The organism is Rathayibacter rhapontici, assembly GCF_001995175.1.
In the GTDB taxonomy this organism is placed as follows: domain Bacteria; phylum Actinomycetota; class Actinomycetes; order Actinomycetales; family Microbacteriaceae; genus Rathayibacter.
The window spans coordinates 96,467-117,557 of the sequence record NZ_MUKN01000004.1; the positions used below are offsets into that span (position 1 = coordinate 96,467).

The following is a 21,091-nucleotide window of genomic DNA, read 5'->3' on the forward strand; positions in this document are numbered from 1 at the left end:
CAGACATGTCGACTCCGACCACCAGCCGCCCCCCGCTCACGCGCACACTGGGCGGCTTCCAGGTGTTCGCGATCTCCTTCGCGTTCATCTCCGTCGCCGTGGGGGTCTTCGCCACCTACGGGCAGATGCTGCAGACCGCGGGTCCGGCCGGCATCTGGCTGTGGGTGATCGTGGGCATCGGCCAGACCCTCGTCGCCCTCGTGGTCGCGCAGTTCGCCGCCCGCATCGCACTCAGCGGCTCCTCCTACCAGTGGGCGTCGAGGCTGGCCTCGCCCCGGGTCGGCTGGTTCTTCGGCTGGCTGTCGTTCTGGTTCCTCGCCATCGCCGTCGTCGCGATCGCCGACGCCCTCGCCGGCCAGGCGATCATGCCGATGCTGGGGATCGGCGCGGACGAGGATCTCACCCGCTGGCTGACCGTCGCGATCCTCGTCGTGCAGGCGGTCCTGGTGATCGCCTCCACCCGTCTGCTCGGCGTCCTCACGGCGTGGGCGGTGGGCATCGAGCTCGCGATCGTGGTGGTCCTCGTCGTCGTCCTCCTCGCGGTCTCGCTCGCCACCGGCACCGTCCAGCCCGAGAACCTCGTCTCCCGCGGTGTCGCCGACGCGGACCCCCAGTACTTCGTGCTCGGCGGCGGGCTGATGGCGGGGATGCTGATGGGCCTGACCACACTCGTCGGATTCGACTCCGCCGCGAACCTCGCCGAAGAGGCGAAGGACCCGTTCCGCAGCGTCCCGCGCGCGATCGTCGGATCCGTCATCGCGGCCGCCGTCGCAGGGCTCGCGTTCCTCGTCGTCCTGACCGTCTCGATCCAGGACGTCGACGCCGTCAGCACCGACCCCTCCCCCGTCGCCGCGATCATCCGCGGGCAGCTCGGACCCGTCTGGGAGCAGATCCTGCTCGCGGGCATCGCGTTCTCGATGTTCGGCGCCGGCACCGTGGTCATGGCTGCCGCGGCCCGCCAGGCCTTCGCGATGGCCCGCGACGGCCGCTTCCCCGCAGCGCGCCTGATCGGGCGCGTCGACTCCCGGACCAGGACGCCCGTGTACGCGACGCTGCTCATCATCGCCATCGGCTGCGTCCTGATGCTCGCCCTGCCCGGCGAGGCGCTGCTGCAGCTGATCATCGGCAGCACGATCCTCCCCGCACTCATCTACGGCGGCACCGTCGTCCTCTACCTCGTCGTCCGCCGCCGGCTCGAGCGCCGCGACGGCGGCTTCAGCCTCGGCCGCGCCGAGCTCCCCGTCGCCGTCGCCGCACTCGTCTGGATCGTCGTCGCCCTGCTCGCCCTCGTCACCCCGGGCGACGGGCTCGTGCCCGCGCTGGTCGTCCTCGGGCTGATCGCCCTCGGCGCCGTCTACTTCCTGCTGCTCCTGCGCCTGCGGCCGGGAGTCATGGACGACCAGCCGGCCGAGGACGACGCCTCCGACACCCGGGCGCGCGAGCGGGCCTCCTGACCGGCGACAGCTCAGGAGGCGTCCACCGCATCGTCGGACCGCCCGGGGGCCGGACGCCGCGGTGAGCGGCACCTGCACCAGGGTCGGTCGAGCATCGGCTCGCGCACCGCTGACGGAGCTGCGAGGGGTGCTCCCTCGGCGTCCCCGCGGCGTCCCGTCGACGTCGCCGCATCGTGGGAGCGGAGTGCTCCGTCGGCGGCACCGCGCTCACCGGACGGGGTGCTCCGGCGCGCGCCGGCGTCCTTCCGCACGGCTCCGCCCTGTTGCGGACATGTCCGCTTCCGGCTCTATCGCGCCCCCCGTCCGGACCCGAGACTGAGCGGCAGTGGGAGCTGTACGTTTCCACACCCCACACCCGGCCAGAGCGAGGATCGCACCGCCATGCCCATCTCCCCCCACCCCGATCGACCGCGCCGACGCGGTCGCCAGGCGCTGCTCGCCGCAGCCGCCGCCCTGACCGCGGGAGTGCTCGCAGGTCCCCTCGCCGTCCCCGCCTCGGCGGCGACGAGCACCGACACAGCCGTCACCGCCGTCGACCTCGGGTCGGGCGCGCCCGCCGAACCCGTCGACCCGTTGGGCGCTCCGGCCGCGAGCACCCTCATCCAGAGCGACAAGCTCCTGGTCCAACCGGCGGACGGGACGAACACCGCCACCGCGTACACGGCGAAGTCGGGGGCGCAACCCGTGACCGTCGCCTCCGGTCAGACCGCGCCTGTCACGGATCTGCACGCCAACTTCCCCACGGCCTCGGGCCGCTTCGTCGACGACGACGCCGAGCGCGTGCTGGCCCTGCACTTCAGCCCCCTCGGAGACAGCGCGGTCCTGGCGCTCTTCGACACGAGCGCCACCGTGACGTCCGGAGGCGCCCCCAACGCCGGCGCGCTGCCCACCTGGTCGATCCCGATGCCGAAGGACGCGACGCTCCCCTCCGACCTCGCGGTCGCGACCTGGACCGAGCGGCGACCGCGGCGGGCAACTACGGCGACGAAGCCGCCGTCGCCTACGTCGACGGCGATCGGAAGCTGCACGTCGCCGTCGTCGACTACAACCGGCCGAGCCTCGCCTCGACCGACGTCACCGGATTCACCACCGACGAGATCACCGGAACCGTCGGAGTGGAGATCGCCGACTTCAACGGAGACGCCCAGAACGAGATCGCCGTCGTCTACCAGAACTCCGCAGGCGCCTTCAGAACCACGTTCATCTCCTACACCGCGCCGGACCAGACCTCCGTGCAGCAGTCCACGACCGCTGCCTTCGCGGTAGGGAAGGACGTCCCCGTCTCGACGATCTACGGTGTCGCCGCCGGTGACTTCGCCGGCATCGGCAAGGCGCAGCTCGCGGTCAGCTACACCGAGTCCAACCTGGTGTGGGTATGGGTGGAGATCAAAGCCTTCACAGCGGACTTCACCGTCGCATCGTCCGTGACGCAGTCGGGCAACAACAACAGCAACGCCTTCGACATCTCCCTGGAGACCGGGTGCGCGACCACGGTCGCCGGGCAATGGTGCTCGGTCACCCATCGCCTCGAGCCGGCGTTGTTCACCGAGGGCAGCGATCCCTCCGACCCCTCCAGCATGGATCGCCGTCAGTTGGTCTTCTCCTACGCGGTGATGACCGTCGACGACATCTACAACGGCTGGCGGATCGTGCCTTATTCCTGCTACACCGCATACGGCATCGACCCGACCAGTGCTGTCGACCAGACGCTCAAGAGCTCGAACCTGGGATACGCCTGCCTCGAGTACGCGAAAGAGACTTTCCCTTATCAGACTGCGTCGAAACTCGATTTCGTGAAGAAGTACCCCCACCCGCACCGACCGCCTCTTCAGCTCGCTCCCGGTGGCTACGCCGGGCGCGACGCCGCGTCGAACGATGCGCTTCTCTGGGGGGTGGCCACGGTGCGCGGAGCGACCGGGAACGTCGCGATGCTGAGCTGGGACCCGGCGGCGAAGGCCGTCCGCGTCTTCGACACGTCGGTGAAGCTCGATCCGGCCAAGAGCGCCACCCTGACCGCGTACGACCAGGACAACACCTCGTTGCGCCTGGGTGCACCCCTGGTCATCGAGGTGCCCAGCACCGGGTCGCCCGTCATGATCGCCGCAGCGCCACCCGTCCACATGGACTGGCTCTACGACGAGACCACGGGTGAGTCCGGTCTCGACGAGTACACCTGGTCATCGAAGACCTTCCTGGCTCTCGAGACGGAGAACTCCAAGGCGAGCACGACGAGCGTGACCGTCGACCGGTCGACCTCCACCGGCGTCGCAGGAACGGCATCCGTCAAGGGCGCGTGGGAGGCCGGTCTGCCCTTCGTCGGTGCGACGAAGCTGAGTGCGGAACTGAAGGGCGGTCTCTCCCGAAGGACGGAGACGGTGAACGACGACGGGTCCAGCACGTCCGACACGATCTCCCGGCAGACGTCGAGCGAGACCATCAACGACGACCTCCTCGTGACGAAGTCGACGTCCATGACGGTCTTCCGCTATCCCATCATCGGCGAAGGACAGGTGTCAGCGGCGACCGGGGATCAGAACTGCGGAGGAACCTGCAATGCGTTCTTCGATGTCACCGTGCCGTCGTCGACGATCGATGTGCAGGCCGACGTGGCCGGCAAGTCGCTCGACTGGTATCAGCCCACGTGGCTCAACGGGAACCTGCTCTCCTACCCTCAAACGGTCACGGAGTTCGGCGACTACGAAGTGATCCCGAAGGATTCGACGGTCCCCGTGTCGAAGGGAGGCCAGATCGACAATCAGCTCTTCACGCCCGGCCAGTTGAAGGCCTCGAAGACGATCACCGTCTCCAGTAAGACAGGCACCGATACGACGGTGTCCTCGGACGTCACCACCAAGCAGAGCGAGGAGGCCAAGATCTCCGCCGAGGCGACGGCCAACATCGGGGTCAAGGTGACGACGAAGGTGAAGGTCGGCCAGTCCTGGGATGCGGAGCAGAGGTTGGGCCTCACCGTCCTCGGCACGACGGAGGCGACATCGAATCAGTCGATGATGATCCAGGTCGACGGCACCACCGCCCGCGACTACACCTTCAATGCTTACTACTACTATGACAAGGCGGGTGTGCAGAGGCTCACGAACTCCGTGAACATCATCCCGGGTCAGAACACGTTCCTGACCGACAACTACGGCCAGATCGCAGACCCGGCCCTCAACCTGCCCTACACGATCGATGTCGACGTCGTCGAGGGTTCCATCTCCCAGGTCCCGCGCATGACGACTCGGTTCTCCCGCCAGCAGATCCGCGGTTTCGAGGTGCTGCAAGCCAGCGCCACCGGCCCGCAGACCGCCGTCGCCTACGCCTCGGCCCCTGTGGCCGGTGACCAGGTCACCTTCGCCGTACCCGTCCACAACTTCAGCCTCGTCCCGGCCGAGAACACCACGGTCAGCTTCTTCGCCGTCCCCGTGAACGAGAGGACGGGCCTGCCGTTGAGTGCGCCCGTGAAGATCGGAGGCGACAAGACGATCGCCGACCTCGACGCGCGAGGGATGCAGACCGTCTACTCCGATCCGTGGACCGCGGTCGGCTCCTCCGGAGCCACCGACCACACCACCTGGAACATGTTCGTCCAGCTCAACCGCGACGGTGACCCGGACGCCGAGGTGCACCCCCTGCAGGCCAACGCGTCGGGAGCGAGCACCACCTGCCCGAAGGTCGTGGGGAACACGTCCTTCATGGCCGGAGGCGGCCCCGCGGTCGACTCCGAGGGCTACCTGATCGACCCGTTCACCGGGAAGCGTCAGGCCACCGCGTGCGGAAGCAACAATCAGGGGTTCCAGACCGTCACGGTCATGAATTCGGCCGACTCGACGCTCGCCGCGTCGACGACACCGGCGGATCCCACCCTGGCACGGTCGGTCGCCTCGACGACCACCCCGGCCACGGACGCCAACGTGCACCTCGCCGGCGGCGGATTCACCACCGACGTCCCTGAGCACGCCACCCTCACCGAGACCTCCCCGATCCCCGAACTGCAGGTCGGAGTACCCCTCGACGCGTACGTGACAGCGGATGCCGACGCCGCCTCGCCGTCGCACCAGACCGTCCTGATCTACGACGGGCCGCCGGAGGAGGGCGGTGCGGTGATCGCGTCGACGACGCTGCGCGGCATCGGCGCCGACCGGGAGGGCCAGGCCCGCTTCTCGTGGACGCCGACGTCGCTCGGCCGCCACCAGCTGTACCAGAAGCTCGTCGGCGAGTCCGGCGCGGGCGACTCCGACGCGCAGATCATCACGGTCGACGTCGTCCCGCGGGAGACCGTGCTGATCCCGACCCCGGGCCCGACCGGCGAGCCCTCGGCCACGCCGTCGGCCTCGCCGTCCTCGTCGGCCTCGCCGTCCGCCTCCCCGTCGGCGACGGCGGCGCCCGCGCCCGGCGACCGGCCCGAGGCCGGAAGGCCCGGCGGTCTCGCCGACACCGGGACCCCCGCGGTGACCGGACTGCTGGTCGGAGCCCTCGGGCTGCTGCTGCTGGGCGCGACGATGATCGTCCTCCGTCGACGAGCACGGCTCCGGGAGGCGACTCACGGGACGACGGTCGAGGAGCACTCCCGCGAGTAGCACGGAGTGACTCCGGGTGAGGCGGTCGCGGAGGCGGCCGCGCCACCCGGGCGCGGGGAGAGGTCGGGTGCCGTGGGCGCTCGGCCTCTCTCCGCGTCAGCACCGGGCCGCGCACCCCGCTCCGTCGGGAGGGACGCGCTCGTCGATCGGCGGCCGCTCACCCCGCGGTCCTCGCCGCCTCCGGCGCGCGCAGTCGTCCAGCACGTCCGGGAACCGCCGCCGGCGCGAGCCGTCCCGCTCCCCTCCTCCGTCAGCCGAGGGCAGGCGGCCTCGGCTGCTCCGTCAGCGGGAGCGAATCCGGCTCGCGGGTCACGACGAGGCCGCGGTCGCCGTGGGACGTCGTGAGCATCTCGCGGAGCCAGGCGTCGTTCAGCCGGGGCGGGCGGCCGCCGACGAAGTGGAACTGCAGCGGGATGTGCGGGGAGATCCAGACGGTGACGCGGCCGGACCCGCTCTCGACGGGCTTCACCCAGCTCAGGTAGAAGGTCTCGTGCCGACGGAGCTTGCGGCCGACGACGACCTGCACGTGGGCCAGGACGCGGTCGTCGAACTCGTAGACATCGGAGGAACCGTAGATGAGCTGACCCATGGAGACGATTTTCCCAGGGGTGCGGATTCGCGCCCTCGGGGTAGACAGACGACGTCCTCTCGGGGCAGTCCCCCGCTCGCGGGGCCCTCGTTCGGGGCGCTGGCGGCACCGCACCACGAACGGAATCCCCCTGCGCGGACTCGGGAGCGCGGTGACGATGGAGGGCATGAAGCGCCTTCACTACGCCGGTGGTTCGCTGCTCGTCGGGGACGCCGTGGCCCACGGGATCCTCGCCTACGCCCGTGAGCTGGGGCTGCGCGGCATCGCCGACACGATCGTCGTCGCAGGGACGACCCCTGACGGCGAGCGCGAGCAGGCCGAGCTGCTGATCGGGCCCGCGAGCCAGCTCCTCCTCGTGGAGGACGACTCGCCGGAGGATCCCGCAGCGGACGCGGCCACCCTCGCGGAGCTCGACCGTCGACGCACCGCGCTTGAGCCTCGGGTCGAGCACGTCTCGGCCGAGGATCAGCCCGAGCCCGTGGCGGACTACGACGAGTGGTCGATGCTCGCGCGCGACGAGGAGTGACCGGCGCGCCTACTCGTGGCAGAGCGACCAGATCGAGTCCGGGTAGTCGTGCACCTCGTCGCCGTCGAGCAGGCGCCAGACTCCAGCCTGGTGCTCGAGGAGGCGTCCGTGCACGACCTCGGATCTCCATCCGTCGTCGGTCCGGTACCACCGCACGAGTCGGATGCTGACAGAACTGCGGGTTGCGACCCGTTGAGACATCGTCGTCCTCACCGGCGCCCGCTCCGACGTCGCGACGGTGCGACGAGAGGCCGGGACGCCTGAGGCGAGCCTACGCCGCTCCCGGCCCCTCGGGGAGAGGTCGAGGGAGCGCTTCCATCACGATCCGGACGCCCAGTCGAGGCGGGCCGGTCGCGGTCAGTAGAGGGCAGATCCCCGGCGCAGCTGCCTCGAGCGCCGGCGCAGAGCCCTGTCGCTGGGCCCGAAGGTCCCCGCCTCCAGCAGTTGACGGAGCGAGTCGGCCACCTGCCGGGCGAGACGGGGATCGATCGCCCCCGGAACGCGGAGCGAGTCGATGAGGTCGAGGGCCGTCCGCGTGGTGCGAGAGATCGCCATGCCACGAACCTAGGGAGGCCGGAGGGTGATCGACGCACCCCGCACGGGGGCGCGCGACGGCATCAATTCTCACCGTCGCGCGGCGCCCCGGAGGGTCGTGCCGGGGGTCAGTCGTGCCCGTTGCTCGTCTCGCCGCGACCGGTCGAGGACTGGAGGCGGTCGATGTTCTCGGACGCCTGCGCCTTGGTGAGGTCGGCGGGGAGGGTCTCGCCGGCCTCGCGGGCCAGGGTGTCGAGGTAGCTGCGCTGCGGGCCGGTCATCGGCTCGTCGCCGGTGACCCAGTCGGACGGGTCCTTGCTGGCGCTGGTGTCGCTGCCGTCGTCGGCGCGGGCTCCGAGGACGTCGCCCTCGGTCTTGATGTCGGGGCCTGTGGTGTCGTTGTCGCTCATGCTGCGACGGTACGCGCGACCACCGACAGCGGCGAGGGCTTGCGGATCGGCGGCGACGACTCCGCTCGGCCCGGACCGCTTCTCAGGAACCGAGGAGGGCGTGCGCGACCGTGAAGATCACGAGGCCCGCGAGTGCGCCCACGACCGTGCCGTTGATCCGGATGAACTGCAGGTCCTTGCCCACCTGGAGCTCGAGCTTGTCGGAGGTCTCGCGCGGGTCCCAGCGCTGGATGGTGTCGCCGATGATGCTCGCGATGTCGGTGCGGTAGCGGTCGACCATGTTCGCGGCGACCGTGCCGATCCAGGCGTCGACCGTGCTCGCGAGGCGCTCGTCGGTCGACAGGCGGCGGCCGAGGTCCACCACGATCGACTCCAGGCTCGCCCGCAGCGGGCTCTCCGGGTCGTCCATCGCGCCGAGGAGGGACGACTTCGTCGACTCCCAGACGTCCCCCGCCAGGCCGCGCACCCGCGGACTGTCGAAGGCCTGGTTCTTGATCTCCTCGACCCGCGCGACGAGATCGGGGTCGGTGCCGAGGTCCTCGGCGAGGGTCGCGAGGTAGCCGTCGATCGCGAGCCGGAGCGGGTGCCCCTGCTCCTCCCTGACCGCGTGCACGAACACGAGGGCCTCGTGGTACAGCCGCTCGTCGATCGCCCGGCTGACCGCCGACGGCAGCCAGGTGGGCAGCCTGCCGCTGACCATGCGGGTGAAGCTCTGCGGATTCGCGGCGAGCCACGCCTCCGCCTGCTCCACCAGCGTGTCGACGAGCCGGCGGTGGTGCCCGGCCTCGACGATCCCGCCGACGAGCTTCCCCAGCGGCGGACCCCACTGCGGGTCGAGCAGGTGCCGGCGGGCGAGCGCCTCGATCACGCCCTGCACGTGGGAGTCGTCGAGCAGCGCGACGGCCGCGCGGACCGCGGCGGCGCTCTCGTCGCCCACGCGGTGCGCGTTGGCCGGTTCGGCGAGCCAGACGCCCGCGCGCCGGGCGATGCCGAACGAGTCGAGCTTCTCGCGCACGATCGCGCCGCGGAGGAAGTTCTCCTCGACGAACTGCGCGAGGCTCGTGCCGATCTCGTCCTTCTTGGTCGCGATGATCGCGGTGTGCGGGATGGGGAGCCCGAGCGGCCGGCGGAACAGCGCGGTCACCGCGAACCAGTCGGCGAGGGCGCCGACCATGCCGCCCTCGCTGGCCGCCCTGACCCACTGGAGCCACGGGTAGCGGTCCTGCAGTGCGAACGAGACCGCGAAGACGATCGCCATCACGACCAGGAGGCCGGTGGCGATGCGCTTCATGCGGACGAGCGCGGCGCGCTTCGCGGCGTCGTCGCGCCCGGTCGAGGTGGTCACCGTCATGAGGCGGAGGGGAACCCCTCGTGCCGGATGCCCCAGGCCACGGTCCACTCCTCGCCCGGCTCCAGCCAGCGCAGGCCCTGACCCGAGTTGAGCGCCTCGGCGGGAGCGGTCATCGGCTCGACGGCGATCGCGGTCTTGACGTCGTCGCCCTCGGGGAAGATGCGGGTGATGAAGACCTGGATGTAGTTGTGCGAGGCGTCGGCCCAGAGCAGCACGCGGCGCCCGTCCGAGGCGCTGAGGCCGTGGACGCTCTCGCCGTCGACGACGGTGACGTCGGCCCAGGCGTCGTCGAGCTCGAGATCGCCGATCCGGCGGCCCCGGCGCAGGTCCCACTCGGTGCCCTCGACCGGGCTCTGACCGGTGGGGTTCAGCCGCTCGTCGACCTCGATGTGCACGGCCGCGTCGACGGTGATCTCGAGCTCGTCGGTCGGCACGTCGCCGATGGCGAGGAAGGGGTGCGTTCCGATCGCGACCGGCGCCTCCTCGGCTCCGACGTTGACCACGCGGTGCACGACCTTCAGGCCGTCGGCCTGCAGCTCGTACCGCACGGTCGTCTCGAGGTGGAACGGCCAGCCGCGCTGGGGGACGACCGGAGCAGCGAGCTCGACGAACGAGGGGCCCTGCTCGACGAGGCGGTAGGAGGTGCTGGTCAGCAGCCCGTGGAGCGCGTTGTGGTACTTCGGCTCGGTGATGTCGAGCTGGAGGGTCCGCCCAGCGTGGTGCCACTTGCCGTCACGCACGCGGTTGGGCCACGGGACCAGCACGATGCCCGACCCGAAGGGCGGCACGGTGGTCTCGGGGTATCCGGCGGTGATCTCGACGCGTCGACGGAGAGGTGGCGCAGCCCTGCTGCCACCTCCGTCACGACGGCGTGGAGCGTGCGGCCCTCGGCGGTGAGGTCGAGGGCGTACTGGCGCCCGGTCGCGGGGGCGGGAGTGAAGTCGGCCATGCGTGAATCCTACGGACCGATGCCGGTGACGGGCGCCGCTCGAGGATCAGCAGCGCGTGACGGCCAGGCCCGACTCCTCCAGCTCGGCGACGACGACCGCCTCGGCGGCCGCGCCGGTGAGCAGGAGGTCGAACTCGTCGGCGCCGGCCACGCGGCCGAGGTCGACGACCCCGAGCTTGCGGGAGTCGGCGACGACGACGCGACGGGCGGCGGCCTGCAGCATGCGGCGCTTGAGGGTCGCCTCCGGAAGGTTGACGTTCGTCACCCCGGCGCGCGGATGCACGCCCGTGCAGCCCACGAAGACGACGTCGGCGCGGATCCGCTCGAGCATCTCGGAGGCCAGCGGCTCGACGAGCGAGTGCTGGAGCGGACGCAGGGTGCCACCGGTGACGACGACGGTGAACCGCGGGATCGCCGGCTCGAGGGCCAGGGCGGTGGAGAGTCCGTTGGTGATGACGGTGATGTCGCGCAGCTCCTCGCGGGCGACGAGGGCGTGGGCGATCGCGAGCGGAGTCGTCCCGACGTCGAGGATGACGCTCTCGCCGGAGGAGACGGACGCGGCGGCCTCGCGCCCGATCGCCGCCTTCTCCTCGGCGGCGGCGGCCAGCCCCTCCTCCAGCGAGCGCTCGCCCGGCTTGGCAGCCGACGGGATCGCTCCGCCGCGCACGCGCTGCACCGACCCCTCCCCCGCGAGCTGGTCGAGGTCGGAGCGGACGGTGACCACCGAGACTCCGAGGCGCTCGGCCAGGTCGGCGACCGAGACGAAGCCCGAGCGCTCGGCCAGCAGGCGCATCCGGAGGCGGCGCTCGACGGCGGAGCGCCCGTCGTGCTCGCCGTCCGGTCTCATGCGCCCATGGTGCTCCGGCGAGGTCGACTTGTCAAAGCGAAAACGCGCTTTCCTTTTCGAAGAGCGACCCCTAGTCTGAGTCCCGCCATGAACGAAGCGATCCCCCTCTCCGCCGGCGTCGTCAAGCGCCCGCACACCCTCGCCGACGGGCGAGAGCTCATCTACTTCGACGACGCCGACACGACGCTGCCGCCCGAGCGCAGCGCCGATGCCCGCGACCTCGACCCGCGACCCGCGACGGCGCGCATGCGCCAGGACGTGCTCACCGGGGAGTGGGTGTCGATCGCCGCCTCGCGGCAGAACCGCGTGTTCCTGCCGCCGGCCGAGCTCGACCCGCTGGCGCCGGCCTCGCCGACCAACCCGTCCGAGGTGCCCAGCCGCTACGACGTCGCGGTCTTCGAGAACCGCTCGCCGTCCTTCGGTCCGCTGCTCGAGGACGCGGACGCTCCCGCCTCCCTCGAGGACCTGCGCACCCTCGGACTCGGCCGCACGCTGACCAGCGTCGGCCGCTGCGAGGTCGTCTGCTTCAGCCCGGAGCACGAGGGCTCGTTCTCGACGCTCTCGGCGTCGCGCGCCCGCACGGTCGTCGAGGCCTGGGCCGACCGCGTCGCCGCCCTCTCGGCCCTGCCCGGCGTGCAGCAGGTCTTCCCGTTCGAGAACCGCGGAGAGGCGATCGGAGTGACGCTCCACCACCCGCACGGCCAGATCTACTCCTACCCCTACGTCACGCCCCGCACGACCCGTCTCCTGGCGTCGCTCGACTCCTACGGACCGACGCTGTTCGCCGACATCCTGGCCTTCGAGCAGGCTGGTGACCGCGTGCTCATCCGCGGCGAGCACTTCACCGCCTTCGTGCCGTTCGCCGCGCGCTGGCCCGTCGAGGTGCACCTCCTGCCGCACCGCCACGTCGCCGACATCAGCGAGACGACCCCGGAGGAGCGCGACGAGCTCGCGAAGGTCTACCAGCGCCTGCTCCGCGGCATCGACGCGCTCTACGACACCCCGACGCCCTACATCGCGGCCTGGCACCAGCGCCCGTGCACGAGCGCCGCGACGAGGTGCGCCTGATGCTGCAGATCACCTCGCCCCGCCGCGCCGAGACCAAGCTGAAGTACCTCGCCGGCAGCGAGGCCGCGATGGGCGCGTGGATCGGCGACATCGCTCCCGAGACCAGTGCGGCCGCCCTGCGCGCCGCGATCGAGCGGGCCGACGCGGCGACGCTCGCGGCCGGGGTCGCCCAGCGTCCCGACGCCTCCCTCCCCGACAGCCCCTCCGACACCGAGGAGACCCGATGACCTCCGCCTCCCCCTCGCTCGACGCCGTCGCCGAGCGCGCCGCCCGCGACTTCGAGCGCGAGTACGACCACGCCCCCGCGGGCGTGTGGGCAGGGCCCGGCCGCGTGAACCTGATCGGCGAGCACACCGACTACAACGACGGGTTCGTGTTCCCGTTCGCGATCGACCGCGCGACCGCGATGGCCGTCGCGCCGCGCGAGGACCGCGTCATCCGCATCGCCAGCGCGTTCTCGCCCGAGCACGTCGAGATCTCGCTCGACGATCTCGCTCCGGGCGCGATCTCGGGCTGGTCGGCCTACCCGCTCGGCGTCGTCTGGGCTCTCACCGAGTACGGCGTCGACCTCGGCGCCCGCACCGGGTTCGACGCGTTCGTCGACTCCGACGTCCCGGTCGGTGCGGGACTCTCGAGCTCCGCCGCGCTGATGTGCGCCATGGCCGTCGCGCTGAACGAGCTCTGGGAGCTCGACCTCGACAAGGCGACGCTCGCGCGGGTCGGACGCCGCGCCGAGAACGTCGCCGTCGGTGCCCCGACCGGGATCATGGACGAGTCCGCCTCCCTCTTCGGGCAGCGCGACGCGGCCGTGTTCCTGGACTGCCGGAGCCTGGACACCGAGGTGATCCCGCTCGGCTTCGAGGAGGCCGGACTCGTCCTCCTCGTGATCGACACGAAGGTCGAGCACGCGCACGCGACCGGCGGCTACGCCGAGCGGCGCGCCTCGTGCGAGCTGGGCGCCTCGACGCTCGGTGTGGAGTCGCTGCGCGAGCTGTCCGTCGACGACCTCCCGCGCGCCGAGGAGCTCCTCGACGACGTCACGTACCGCCGCGTGAAGCACGTGGTGACCGAGGACGCCCGAGTCCTCGCGACCGTCCGGACCCTCCGCGAGCAGGGCCCCCGCGCCATCGGCGAGCTCCTCGACGCCGGCCACGTCTCGCTCCGCGACGACTTCGAGATCTCGGTTCCCGAGCTCGACACGGCCGTCGAGGCCTCGCGGGGTGCGGGAGCGATCGGCGCCCGCATGACCGGGGGCGGCTTCGGCGGCTCCGCGATCGCCCTCACTCCGGTCGAGAAGGAGGAGGAGGTCCGCGCCGCGGTCCTCGCTGCCTTCGCCGCGAAGGGCTTCCGGGCGCCGGAGCTGTTCCTGGTCACCGCCGCCGACGGCGCCGGCCGGGTGCGCTGAGCCGCTGCACGACGAGGGAGCCGGCACCCCCGCGTCCGAACCACTGAGGTGGATCGGACGGCGCGGGTGCCGGCTCCCTCTGCGCGGCGGAGGCCTCAGGCGGGCGGGACGACCGGGCGCAGCACTCCCCCGGTGACCCTCACGAGCTCCGTGGCGCTCGTCGGATACACCGTGTGCGCGTGTCCCGCCGCCGCCCACACCGTGCCGTACTCCGCGAGCGCCTCGTCGACCACGGTGCGCAGCGCGCGGGGATGACCGACCGGCGCGACGCCTCCGATGGTCTGGCCCGTGGCCTCCTTGACCACCGACGCGCTCGCCCGGCCGATGGTGCCGCCCAGCTCGTCGCCGAGCCAGCGCGTGTCGACGCGGTGGCCGCCGCTCGTCAGGACGAGCAGCGGCTCCCCATCGAGGAGGAACACGAGCGAGTTCGCGATCTGGCCCGGCTCGATGCCGAGCGCCGCGGCCGCGAGGGCCGCGGTCGACGCGGCCTCGTCGAGCCAGCGCACGGGCGGATGCACCCCGTGCACCGCGAGGTCGGCCAGGACGCGATCGACCGCGGGGTGACTCCGTTCGCTCATGCCGCGAGGCTAGCGACTACTCCGTCATCGTCGCGATGTCGATGACGAAGCGGTAGCGCACGTCGGAGGAGAGCACGCGCTCGTAGGCGGCGTTGATCTCGGAGGCCGGGATGACCTCGACCTCGCTCGCGATGCCCTTCTCGGCGCAGAAGTCGAGCATCTCCTGGGTCTCGCGGATGCCTCCGATGCCCGAGCCCGCGAAGGAGCGGCGGGCGCCGAACAGCGTGAAGACGTGCAGCGGCAGGGCCTCGGCCGGGGCGCCGACGTTCACCATGGTGCCGTTCAGACGCAGCATGCCGAGGTACGCGTCGAGGTCGAGCGGGGCGCTGACGGTGTTCAGGATGATGTCGAAGGTGTTCGCGAGGGTCGAGAACGTCTCCTCGTCCTTCGTCGCGTAGTAGTGGTCGGCGCCCAGGCGCAGGCCGTCGTCCTTCTTGCCGAGCGTCTGCGAGAGCACGGTCACCTCGGCGCCCATCGCGTGCGCGAACTGCACGGCCATGTGGCCCAGGCCGCCGAGTCCGACGACGGCGACCTTCTTGCCGGGGCCGGCGTTCCAGTGCGACAGGGGCGAGTACGTGGTGATGCCGGCGCACAGCAGCGGCGCGGCGGCCTCGTAGGGGATCGACTCCGGCACGCGCAGCACGAAGTCCTCGACCACCACGACGTGGGTGGAGTAGCCGCCCTGGGTGATGGTGCCGTCGCGGTCGACGGCGGCGTAGGTGCCGACGTTGCCCTTCAGGCAGTACTGCTCCTCGCCCGCGAGGCAGTTCTCGCACTCGCGGCAGGAGTTGACCATGCAGCCCACGCCGACGCGATCGCCGACGGAGTGCTTCGAGACCTCGGAGCCGACCTCGGCGACGACGCCGACGATCTCGTGGCCGACGGTCAGGGGGTAGGCGACCGGTCCCCACTCGCCGCGCACGGTGTGGATGTCGGAGTGGCAGATGCCGGAGTAGGCGATCTCGATGAGCACGTCGTGCGGGCCGACGTCGCGGCGCTCGACGGTGGCCGGGATCAGCGGCTCGGTGGCGGACGGGGCGGCGTAGGCGGATACGGTGCGCATGGGTTCTCCTCGTGGGGCGGGCGCACTCGAAGACGGGTCCGACGGGGGTGGGGGACGCGAGTGCGTCCGGCAACGCTACCGGCGTCGTCTGGACGGGAACCGTAGGCTCGGGGCATGCGCGCTGCGATCGACCTCAACGCCGACCTCGGCGAGGGCTTCGGGGTGTGGGAGCTCGGGGACGACGACGCGATGCTGCGCGTGGTCTCGAGCGCGAGCATCGCGTGCGGCTTCCACGCCGGCGACCCCTCGATCATGCTCGACCGCTGCCGTCTCGCGGCGGAGCGGGGAGTCGCCGTCGGCGCGCACGTCTCCTACCGCGACCTCGCCGGATTCGGGCGCCGCGACCTCCCCGTCGACCCGGACGAGCTCCACGCCGACGTCGTCTACCAGATCGGAGCGCTGCAGGCCGTGGCACGGGCGGTCGGCACGCACGTCCGCTACGTCAAGCCGCACGGCGCCCTCTACAACCGCATCGTGCACGACGAGGCGCGGGCCGGAGCCGTCGCGGCCGCGGTGCGCGATGCGGCGCCGGGCCTGCCCGTCCTCGGCCTCGCCTCCTCCGCGATCGAGCGCGCCGCCGGCGAGGCCGGTCTCCCGTTCGTCCGCGAGGCGTTCGTCGACCGCGGCTACCGCTCCGACGGCACCCTCGTCCCGCGCGGCGAGGAGGGAGCCGTCCTCGGCGACGCGCCGCTCGTCGCCGCTCGCGCGGTGAGGATGGCGACGGAGGGGACGGTCGTGGACCGCGACGGCGGGATCCTCCGCGTCGACGTCGACTCGCTGTGCGTGCACGGCGACTCCCCCGGCGCCCTCGCGATGGCGGTGGCCGTGCGGGACGCCCTCGCCCGGGCCGGACTCGCCCTGGCGCCCGCGGTCCCGTGATCGCTGCGCGGCTGCTCCCGTCCGGGGATCGAGCGGTGCTGGTCGAGACGGCCGGTCTCGACGGGGCCCTCGCGCTGGCGCTCGCCCTCGGAGCGGAGCGCCCGCGGGGCGTGGTCGATCTCGTGCCCGCGGCCAGGACCGTGCTCGTCGTGCTCGACCCCGTCGTCCTCCCCGTGCCGGAGGCGGCGCGGTGGATCCGGGCCGTCTGCGCGTCGGCGGACACGGACGCGGCGCGCACGTCGGGGCGGCGGCTCGTCGTGGACGTCGAGTACGACGGGGCTGATCTGGCGGGGACCGCGACCGGCCTCGGCTGGACGGCCGACGAGCTGGTGCGCCGCCACACCTCGACGCCGTGGCGGGCGGCCTTCGGCGGGTTCGCCCCCGGCTTCGCCTACCTCGTCGCACTCGCCGACTGGCCGGAGGTGCCGCGCCGGGCGGAGCCGCGGACGCGCGTGCCCGCGGGGTCCGTGGCGCTGGCGGGCCCCTACTCCGGGATCTACCCCCGTTCCTCCCCCGGCGGCTGGCAGCTGATCGGCACGAGCACCGCGGTGCTCTGGGACGTCGAGCGGACGCCGCCGGCGCTCCTCGCGCCGGGCGACGAGGTGCGCTTCCGGGAGAGGCGGTGAGGCTGCAGGTCCTCGATCCCGGCCCGCTCGCGCTCGTCCAGGACGCGGGCCGTCCGGGCTTCGCCGCGCTCGGCGTCGGGCGCTCGGGCGCGATGGACGCCGGAGCCCTCCGCCTCGGGAACCGGCTGCTGGGCGGGGACGCCGACGACGCCGGTCTGGAGCTGCTCGGCGCGGGCTTCGCCGTGCGCGCCGACGCGGACGTCTGGCTCAGCCTGACCGGGGCCGACGGGGACGCGCGGATCGACGGACGGAGCGTCGATCGCGTCCTCCCCGTGCTGCTGCCGGCCGGCGCCGTGCTGAGGCTGGGCCCCCTGCGCGCGCGGATCCGCCGCACTCTCGCCGTCCGGGGCGGGATCGACGTGCCGCCGGTGCTCGGGTCGCGCTCCCGCGACACCCTCGCCGCCCTCGGCCCCGAGCCGCTGCGGGCCGGTGACGTGCTGCGGATCGGCCGCGCCTCCGGCCGCGTCGCCGCTCTCGACTGGTGGCCCTTCCCGGCGCCGGGCCGAGGAGCGACGCTCGCCGTGCATCCGGGTCCGCGCCTGGAGCGGCTCCCGCCGGGGACCTGGAGAGCACTCCTCGACACTCCCTGGCACCTCGGCGACGCCGACCGCGTCGGGCTCCGGCTGACCGGAGCACCGCTGCCGACGGGACGCGCCGGCGAGCTGCCGAGCGAGGGGATGCTGCACGGCTCGGTGCAGCTGCCGCCGTCCGGGCTCCCGGTCGTCTTCGGACCGGACCACCCCGTGACCGGCGGCTACCCCGTGGTCGCCGTCGTCGACTCCGCGTCGCTCGACGCCCTCGCCCAGCTCGCCCCGGGAGATCCGGTGCGCTTCCGCGCGGTCAGCGGGCGGCGCGCTCCGCGGCCGTGACCACGTTGTGGATGAGCATGGCGCGGGTCATCGGGCCAACGCCGCCGGGGACGGGCGAGAGCCAGCCCGCGACCTCCGCCACTCCGGGAGCGACGTCGCCGGTGAGCTTCGCGCGGCCGGTCTCCGGGTTCTCGACGCGGGTGATGCCCACGTCCAGCACGGCGGCCCCCGGCTTCACCCAGTCGGCGGCGATGAGTCCGGGCACGCCGACGGCGGCGACCACGATGTCGGCGCGGCGCACCTCCGCGGCGAGGTCGGTCGTCCGCGAGTGGGTCAGCGTGACGGTCGCGTCGATGCCCTTGCGGGTCAGGAGCAGCCCGAGCGGCCGACCGACGGTGAGGCCGCGTCCGACCACCACGACGTGCTTGCCCGAGAGTGGGATGTCGTGCCGCCGCAGCATCTCGACGACGCCGTTGGGCGTGCAGGGCAGGGGGCTGTCGAGCTCGCCCTCGACGCCGAGCACCAGGCGGCCGAGATTCGTCGGGTGCAGCCCGTCGGCGTCCTTGTCGGGGTCCATCAGCTCGAGCATCGCGTTCTCGTCGATGCCCTTCGGCAGCGGCAGCTGGATGATGTAGCCGGTCACCGCCGCGGACTCGTTCAGCTGCCGGATCGCGCTGCGGATGTCCTCGGCGGACGCCGTCGCGGGCAGGTCGACCCGGATCGACTCGATCCCGACCTCCGCGCAGTCGCGGTGCTTGCCCGCGACGTAGGAACGGGAGGCCGGGTCGTCGCCGACCAGCAGCGTGCCCAGCCCGGGCACGATCCCCTTCTCGCGCAGCGCGGCGACCCGCACCGCGATCTCGGTCTTGACCGCCGTCGCCGTGGCGACTCCGTCGAGTACCTGTGCCGTCATCGCATGACTCCTCGTGTTCGAGCGGCGCGCACCGGGTCGCCGGGGACGTGTCGTCCGGCGACCGCGGCACGCGGAGGGCCCGGAGGCCCGGGTGGGATCCGCGGAGCCGGGCGGCTCCGCGGATCGGGGCTCAGAGCCCGCGGTAGAGCGGGAAGTCGTCGGTGAGCCGGCCCACGCGGGCGCGCAGGGCCTGCAGGTCGGCGGACGGCTTGAGCGCCTCGGCGATCACGTCGGCGACCTCGGTGAACTCGTTCTCGCCGAAGCCGCGCGTCGCGAGCGCGGGCGTGCCGATGCGGAGCCCCGAGGTGACCATCGGAGGACGCGGGTCGAAGGGCACGGCGTTGCGGTTCACCGTGATGCCGACCTCGTGCAGCCGGTCCTCCGCCTGCTGGCCGTCGAGCGGCGAGTTGCGGAGGTCGGCGAGCACCAGGTGCACGTCGGTGCCGCCGGTGAGCACGTCGATGCCCTCGGCCTTCGCGTCGGGAGCGGTGAGGCGCTTCGCGAGGATCTGGGCGCCGCGGATCGTGCGCGCCTGGCGCTCGGCGAACTCCGCCTCGCCGGCGAGCTTGAAGGCCGTCGCCTTCGCCGCGATGACGTGCATCAGCGGGCCGCCCTGCTGGCCCGGGAACACGGCCGAGTTGAGCTTCTTGGCGTACTCCTGCTTGGCGAGGATGAGGCCCGACCGGGGACCCGCCAGCGTCTTGTGCACGGTCGTGGTGACGACGTCGGCGTGCGGGACGGGCGAGGGGTGCAGGCCCGCCGCGACGAGGCCGGCGAAGTGCGCCATGTCGACCCAGAGCTTCGCGCCGACCTCGTCGGCGATCGCGCGGAACGCCTCGAAGTCGAGGTGGCGCGGGTAGGCCGACCAGCCGGCGATGAGCACCTGCGGGCGGACCTCGAGGGCCTTCTCGCGCACGACGTCCATGTCGATGCGGAACGACTGCGGGTCGACGCCGTAGGCGGTCGCGTTGTAGAGCTTGCCCGAGAAGTTGAGCTTCATGCCGTGCGTCAGGTGGCCGCCGTGGGCGAGCTCGAGCCCGAGGATCGTGTCGCCGGGCTGGATCAGCGCGGAGAGCGCGGCGGCGTTCGCGGTGGCACCGGAGTGGGGCTGCACGTTCGCGAACTCGGCGCCGAAGAGGGCCTTGGCGCGGTCGATCGCGAGCTGCTCGGCCACATCGACGAACTCGCAGCCGCCGTAGTAGCGGCGGCCCGGGTAGCCCTCGGCGTACTTGTTGGTCAGGACCGAGCCCTGCGACTCCAGGATCGCGCGCGGCACGAAGTTCTCGCTCGCGATCATCTCGAGGTAGCCGCGCTGGCGGTCGAGCTCCTGCTGCAGGACGGCGGCGATCTCGGGATCGACGACCGAGACGGGCTGGTCGAACGATCCGGACGCACCGGTGGTCGCGGGGCTCTGGGCGGTGGAAGAGGACACGGACGCTCCTTGACTGGGAAACGGAGGGTGCCCGCGCCGGCGCATCGAGGCGACTCGGCGCGTACGGGCGACCCGGACTACGGTATCCGTTCCAGCCCAGGCGTGCGGCGGGAAAAGTGTCCGGAGCGCGCGCCCCGGAGGAGGTGCCGCTCCCTGATGGTCACCCATCCGAACGCCAGTCGCGGCGCGGCCAGCTTAGCAACGCGCGGGCCGCGCTCCACCGCGCGACAGGACCCGACGATCGCTCGGCTCCCTGTCAGGATCGTCGGGTCGACGAGCGGAGGAGGGTGCTGTGGCGAACGCGCACGGAGCGACTCCGGGTCGGCGGCTCGGGCGGGCCGATCGCCCGCACGGCGGACCGGCGGGAGACGCCGAGCTGATCGCCCGCGTGCGCGAGGGCGACGCGGCGGCGTCGGCCGAGCTGTGGCGCCGGCACGCCCCCGCGGCCCGATCCGTCGCGCGGGCCTGGTCGTCGCTCGACGCCGACGATCTGGTGTCGGAGGCGTTCCTCCGGACGTTCGACGCCCTCGCGCGGGGCGGCGGGCCCGACGGAGCCTTCCGTCCCTACCTCTTCACCGCCGTCCGCAACGTCGCGTCCAGCTGGGGGCGGCGCGGGTCGCGGGAGCGGCCGCTCGACGGCGACGTGGCCGGGCTCGAGGACGGACCCGAGGAGCGCGCCCTCGCAGCGCTGGACCGGGACCTCGGCGTCCGCGCCTTCCGCGCGCTGCCGCCCGCTGGCGGGAGGTGCTCTGGTACACGGCGGTCGAGGGGATGAGCCCGGCCGAGGCCGCGCCGCTGCTGGGACTCCGGCCGAACGGAGTGGCCGCCCTCGGGCACCGCGCCAGGGAGGGACTGCGCGGCGCGTGGATCCAGGAGCACGTGGCCGCGAGCGCGGCCGACGGGGAGTGCCGCTGGGTCCTCGAGCGCGCCGGCGCGCACACCCGCGGGCGACTGCCGATCCGGGACCGACGCCGGACGGACGCCCACCTCGGCACGTGCGCGTCGTGCCGCTCGGCCCTCGCCGAGGCGGCGGGAGCGGGCGCGCGGCTGGCCGTGCTGCTGCTGCCTCTCGCGGCGGGGG

Annotated in this window: 20 protein-coding genes, 1 pseudogene and 1 riboswitch; of the genes and pseudogenes, 10 read left to right on the top strand and 11 right to left on the bottom strand. The window is 72.5% G+C overall.

The window, feature by feature from the left end; all coding sequences use genetic code 11:
• The first annotated feature begins 5 nt into the window (after nt 1-5).
• The gene (locus tag B0T42_RS02485) at nt 6-1,454 is read left to right on the top strand and encodes an APC family permease (protein WP_077221812.1); all 1,449 of its coding nucleotides are present in this window, start codon (nt 6-8) and stop codon (nt 1,452-1,454) included.
• 1,115 nt (nt 1,455-2,569) lie between these two features.
• A complete protein-coding gene (locus B0T42_RS19865; RefSeq protein WP_077221814.1) occupies nt 2,570-6,031 on the top strand; it encodes an NADPH-dependent FMN reductase family protein in 3,462 nt (1,153 codons plus the stop codon).
• Nucleotides 6,032-6,281: 250 nt separating this feature from the next.
• On the opposite strand, the gene B0T42_RS02500 is transcribed toward B0T42_RS19865, so the two are convergent.
• Entirely contained in the window at nt 6,282-6,620 is a 339-nt protein-coding gene (locus B0T42_RS02500) for a DUF7882 family protein (protein ID WP_077221815.1), read from the bottom strand.
• 166 nt (nt 6,621-6,786) lie between these two features.
• Here B0T42_RS02500 and B0T42_RS02505 point away from each other — a divergent pair, with 166 nt between their 5' ends.
• Nucleotides 6,787-7,146: a hypothetical protein gene (locus B0T42_RS02505; protein WP_139344393.1), complete on the top strand. Its 360-nt coding sequence runs from the start codon at nt 6,787-6,789 to the stop codon at nt 7,144-7,146.
• 9 nt (nt 7,147-7,155) lie between these two features.
• On the opposite strand, the gene B0T42_RS19870 is transcribed toward B0T42_RS02505, so the two are convergent.
• The 6 genes from B0T42_RS19870 to B0T42_RS02530 all read right to left on the bottom strand — a co-directional run bounded on the left by B0T42_RS19870 (nt 7,156) and on the right by B0T42_RS02530 (nt 11,237).
• The gene (locus B0T42_RS19870) at nt 7,156-7,302 is read right to left on the bottom strand and encodes a hypothetical protein (RefSeq protein WP_157602202.1); all 147 of its coding nucleotides are present in this window, start codon (nt 7,300-7,302) and stop codon (nt 7,156-7,158) included.
• 201 nt (nt 7,303-7,503) lie between these two features.
• A complete protein-coding gene (locus B0T42_RS02510) occupies nt 7,504-7,701 on the bottom strand; it encodes a hypothetical protein (RefSeq protein WP_056866578.1) in 198 nt (65 codons plus the stop codon).
• Nucleotides 7,702-7,808: 107 nt separating this feature from the next.
• Nucleotides 7,809-8,090: a DUF3072 domain-containing protein gene (locus tag B0T42_RS02515; RefSeq protein WP_077221817.1), complete on the bottom strand. Its 282-nt coding sequence runs from the start codon at nt 8,088-8,090 to the stop codon at nt 7,809-7,811.
• An 82-nt stretch (nt 8,091-8,172) separates the two neighbouring features.
• The gene (locus B0T42_RS02520) at nt 8,173-9,441 is read right to left on the bottom strand and encodes a DUF445 domain-containing protein (protein ID WP_077221818.1); all 1,269 of its coding nucleotides are present in this window, start codon (nt 9,439-9,441) and stop codon (nt 8,173-8,175) included.
• A complete protein-coding gene (locus tag B0T42_RS02525) occupies nt 9,438-10,229 on the bottom strand; it encodes an aldose 1-epimerase family protein (protein ID WP_236720071.1) in 792 nt (263 codons plus the stop codon). Before B0T42_RS02525 ends, B0T42_RS02520 begins: the two co-directional genes overlap by 4 nt.
• A 207-nt stretch (nt 10,230-10,436) precedes the next feature.
• On the bottom strand, nt 10,437-11,237 hold the full coding sequence (locus B0T42_RS02530) for a DeoR/GlpR family DNA-binding transcription regulator (RefSeq protein WP_077221819.1): 801 nt from the start codon (nt 11,235-11,237) through the stop codon (nt 10,437-10,439).
• Nucleotides 11,238-11,324: 87 nt separating this feature from the next.
• On the opposite strand from B0T42_RS02530, the pseudogene galT reads away from it, so the two are divergent.
• Nucleotides 11,325-12,532 (top strand): annotated as a pseudogene (galT, locus tag B0T42_RS02535) (galactose-1-phosphate uridylyltransferase).
• Nucleotides 12,529-13,710: a galactokinase gene (gene galK / locus B0T42_RS02540; protein WP_077221820.1), complete on the top strand. Its 1,182-nt coding sequence runs from the start codon at nt 12,529-12,531 to the stop codon at nt 13,708-13,710. Before galT ends, galK begins: the two are co-directional and overlap by 4 nt.
• 95 nt (nt 13,711-13,805) lie before the next feature.
• On the opposite strand, the gene B0T42_RS02545 is transcribed toward galK, so the two are convergent.
• Nucleotides 13,806-14,288, bottom strand: coding sequence for a YbaK/EbsC family protein (locus B0T42_RS02545; protein WP_077221821.1), 483 nt, complete (start codon nt 14,286-14,288; stop codon nt 13,806-13,808).
• A 16-nt stretch (nt 14,289-14,304) separates the two neighbouring features.
• A complete protein-coding gene (locus B0T42_RS02550; protein WP_077221822.1) occupies nt 14,305-15,351 on the bottom strand; it encodes an NAD(P)-dependent alcohol dehydrogenase in 1,047 nt (348 codons plus the stop codon).
• A gap of 114 nt (nt 15,352-15,465) precedes the next feature.
• On the opposite strand from B0T42_RS02550, the gene B0T42_RS02555 reads away from it, so the two are divergent.
• Genes B0T42_RS02555 through B0T42_RS02565 form a run of 3 tightly spaced genes read left to right on the top strand, consistent with a single transcriptional unit; the run spans nt 15,466 to nt 17,725 of the window.
• On the top strand, nt 15,466-16,230 hold the full coding sequence (locus B0T42_RS02555; protein ID WP_077221823.1) for a LamB/YcsF family protein: 765 nt from the start codon (nt 15,466-15,468) through the stop codon (nt 16,228-16,230).
• 35 nt (nt 16,231-16,265) lie between these two features.
• Nucleotides 16,266-16,856: a 5-oxoprolinase subunit B family protein gene (locus B0T42_RS02560; protein ID WP_236720072.1), complete on the top strand. Its 591-nt coding sequence runs from the start codon at nt 16,266-16,268 to the stop codon at nt 16,854-16,856.
• Nucleotides 16,853-17,725, top strand: a complete 873-nt coding sequence (locus B0T42_RS02565; protein WP_077221824.1) for a 5-oxoprolinase subunit C family protein — start codon at nt 16,853-16,855, stop codon at nt 17,723-17,725. Before B0T42_RS02560 ends, B0T42_RS02565 begins: the two co-directional genes overlap by 4 nt.
• On the opposite strand, the gene B0T42_RS02570 is transcribed toward B0T42_RS02565, so the two are convergent.
• Together B0T42_RS02570 and glyA are read right to left on the bottom strand one after the other, a co-directional pair.
• Nucleotides 17,697-18,578, bottom strand: coding sequence for a bifunctional methylenetetrahydrofolate dehydrogenase/methenyltetrahydrofolate cyclohydrolase (locus tag B0T42_RS02570; RefSeq protein WP_077221825.1), 882 nt, complete (start codon nt 18,576-18,578; stop codon nt 17,697-17,699). The genes B0T42_RS02565 and B0T42_RS02570 overlap by 29 nt on opposite strands.
• Nucleotides 18,579-18,708: 130 nt before the next feature.
• On the bottom strand, nt 18,709-20,010 hold the full coding sequence (glyA, locus tag B0T42_RS02575) for a serine hydroxymethyltransferase (RefSeq protein WP_269087488.1): 1,302 nt from the start codon (nt 20,008-20,010) through the stop codon (nt 18,709-18,711).
• Between the two features lie 87 nt (nt 20,011-20,097).
• Nucleotides 20,098-20,203: riboswitch (ZMP/ZTP riboswitch) on the bottom strand.
• A gap of 99 nt (nt 20,204-20,302) precedes the next feature.
• Between glyA and B0T42_RS02580 the strand changes: the two genes are divergently transcribed.
• Both B0T42_RS02580 and B0T42_RS02585 read left to right on the top strand, forming a co-directional pair.
• Nucleotides 20,303-20,785 carry an RNA polymerase sigma factor gene (locus B0T42_RS02580; RefSeq protein WP_077221827.1) on the top strand — a complete coding sequence of 161 codons (483 nt, stop codon included), beginning with the start codon at nt 20,303-20,305 and terminating at the stop codon, nt 20,783-20,785.
• The coding region (locus B0T42_RS02585) for a zf-HC2 domain-containing protein (protein WP_173892278.1) at nt 20,755-21,091 on the top strand (337 nt) is incomplete at its 3' end. The genes B0T42_RS02580 and B0T42_RS02585, both read left to right, overlap by 31 nt.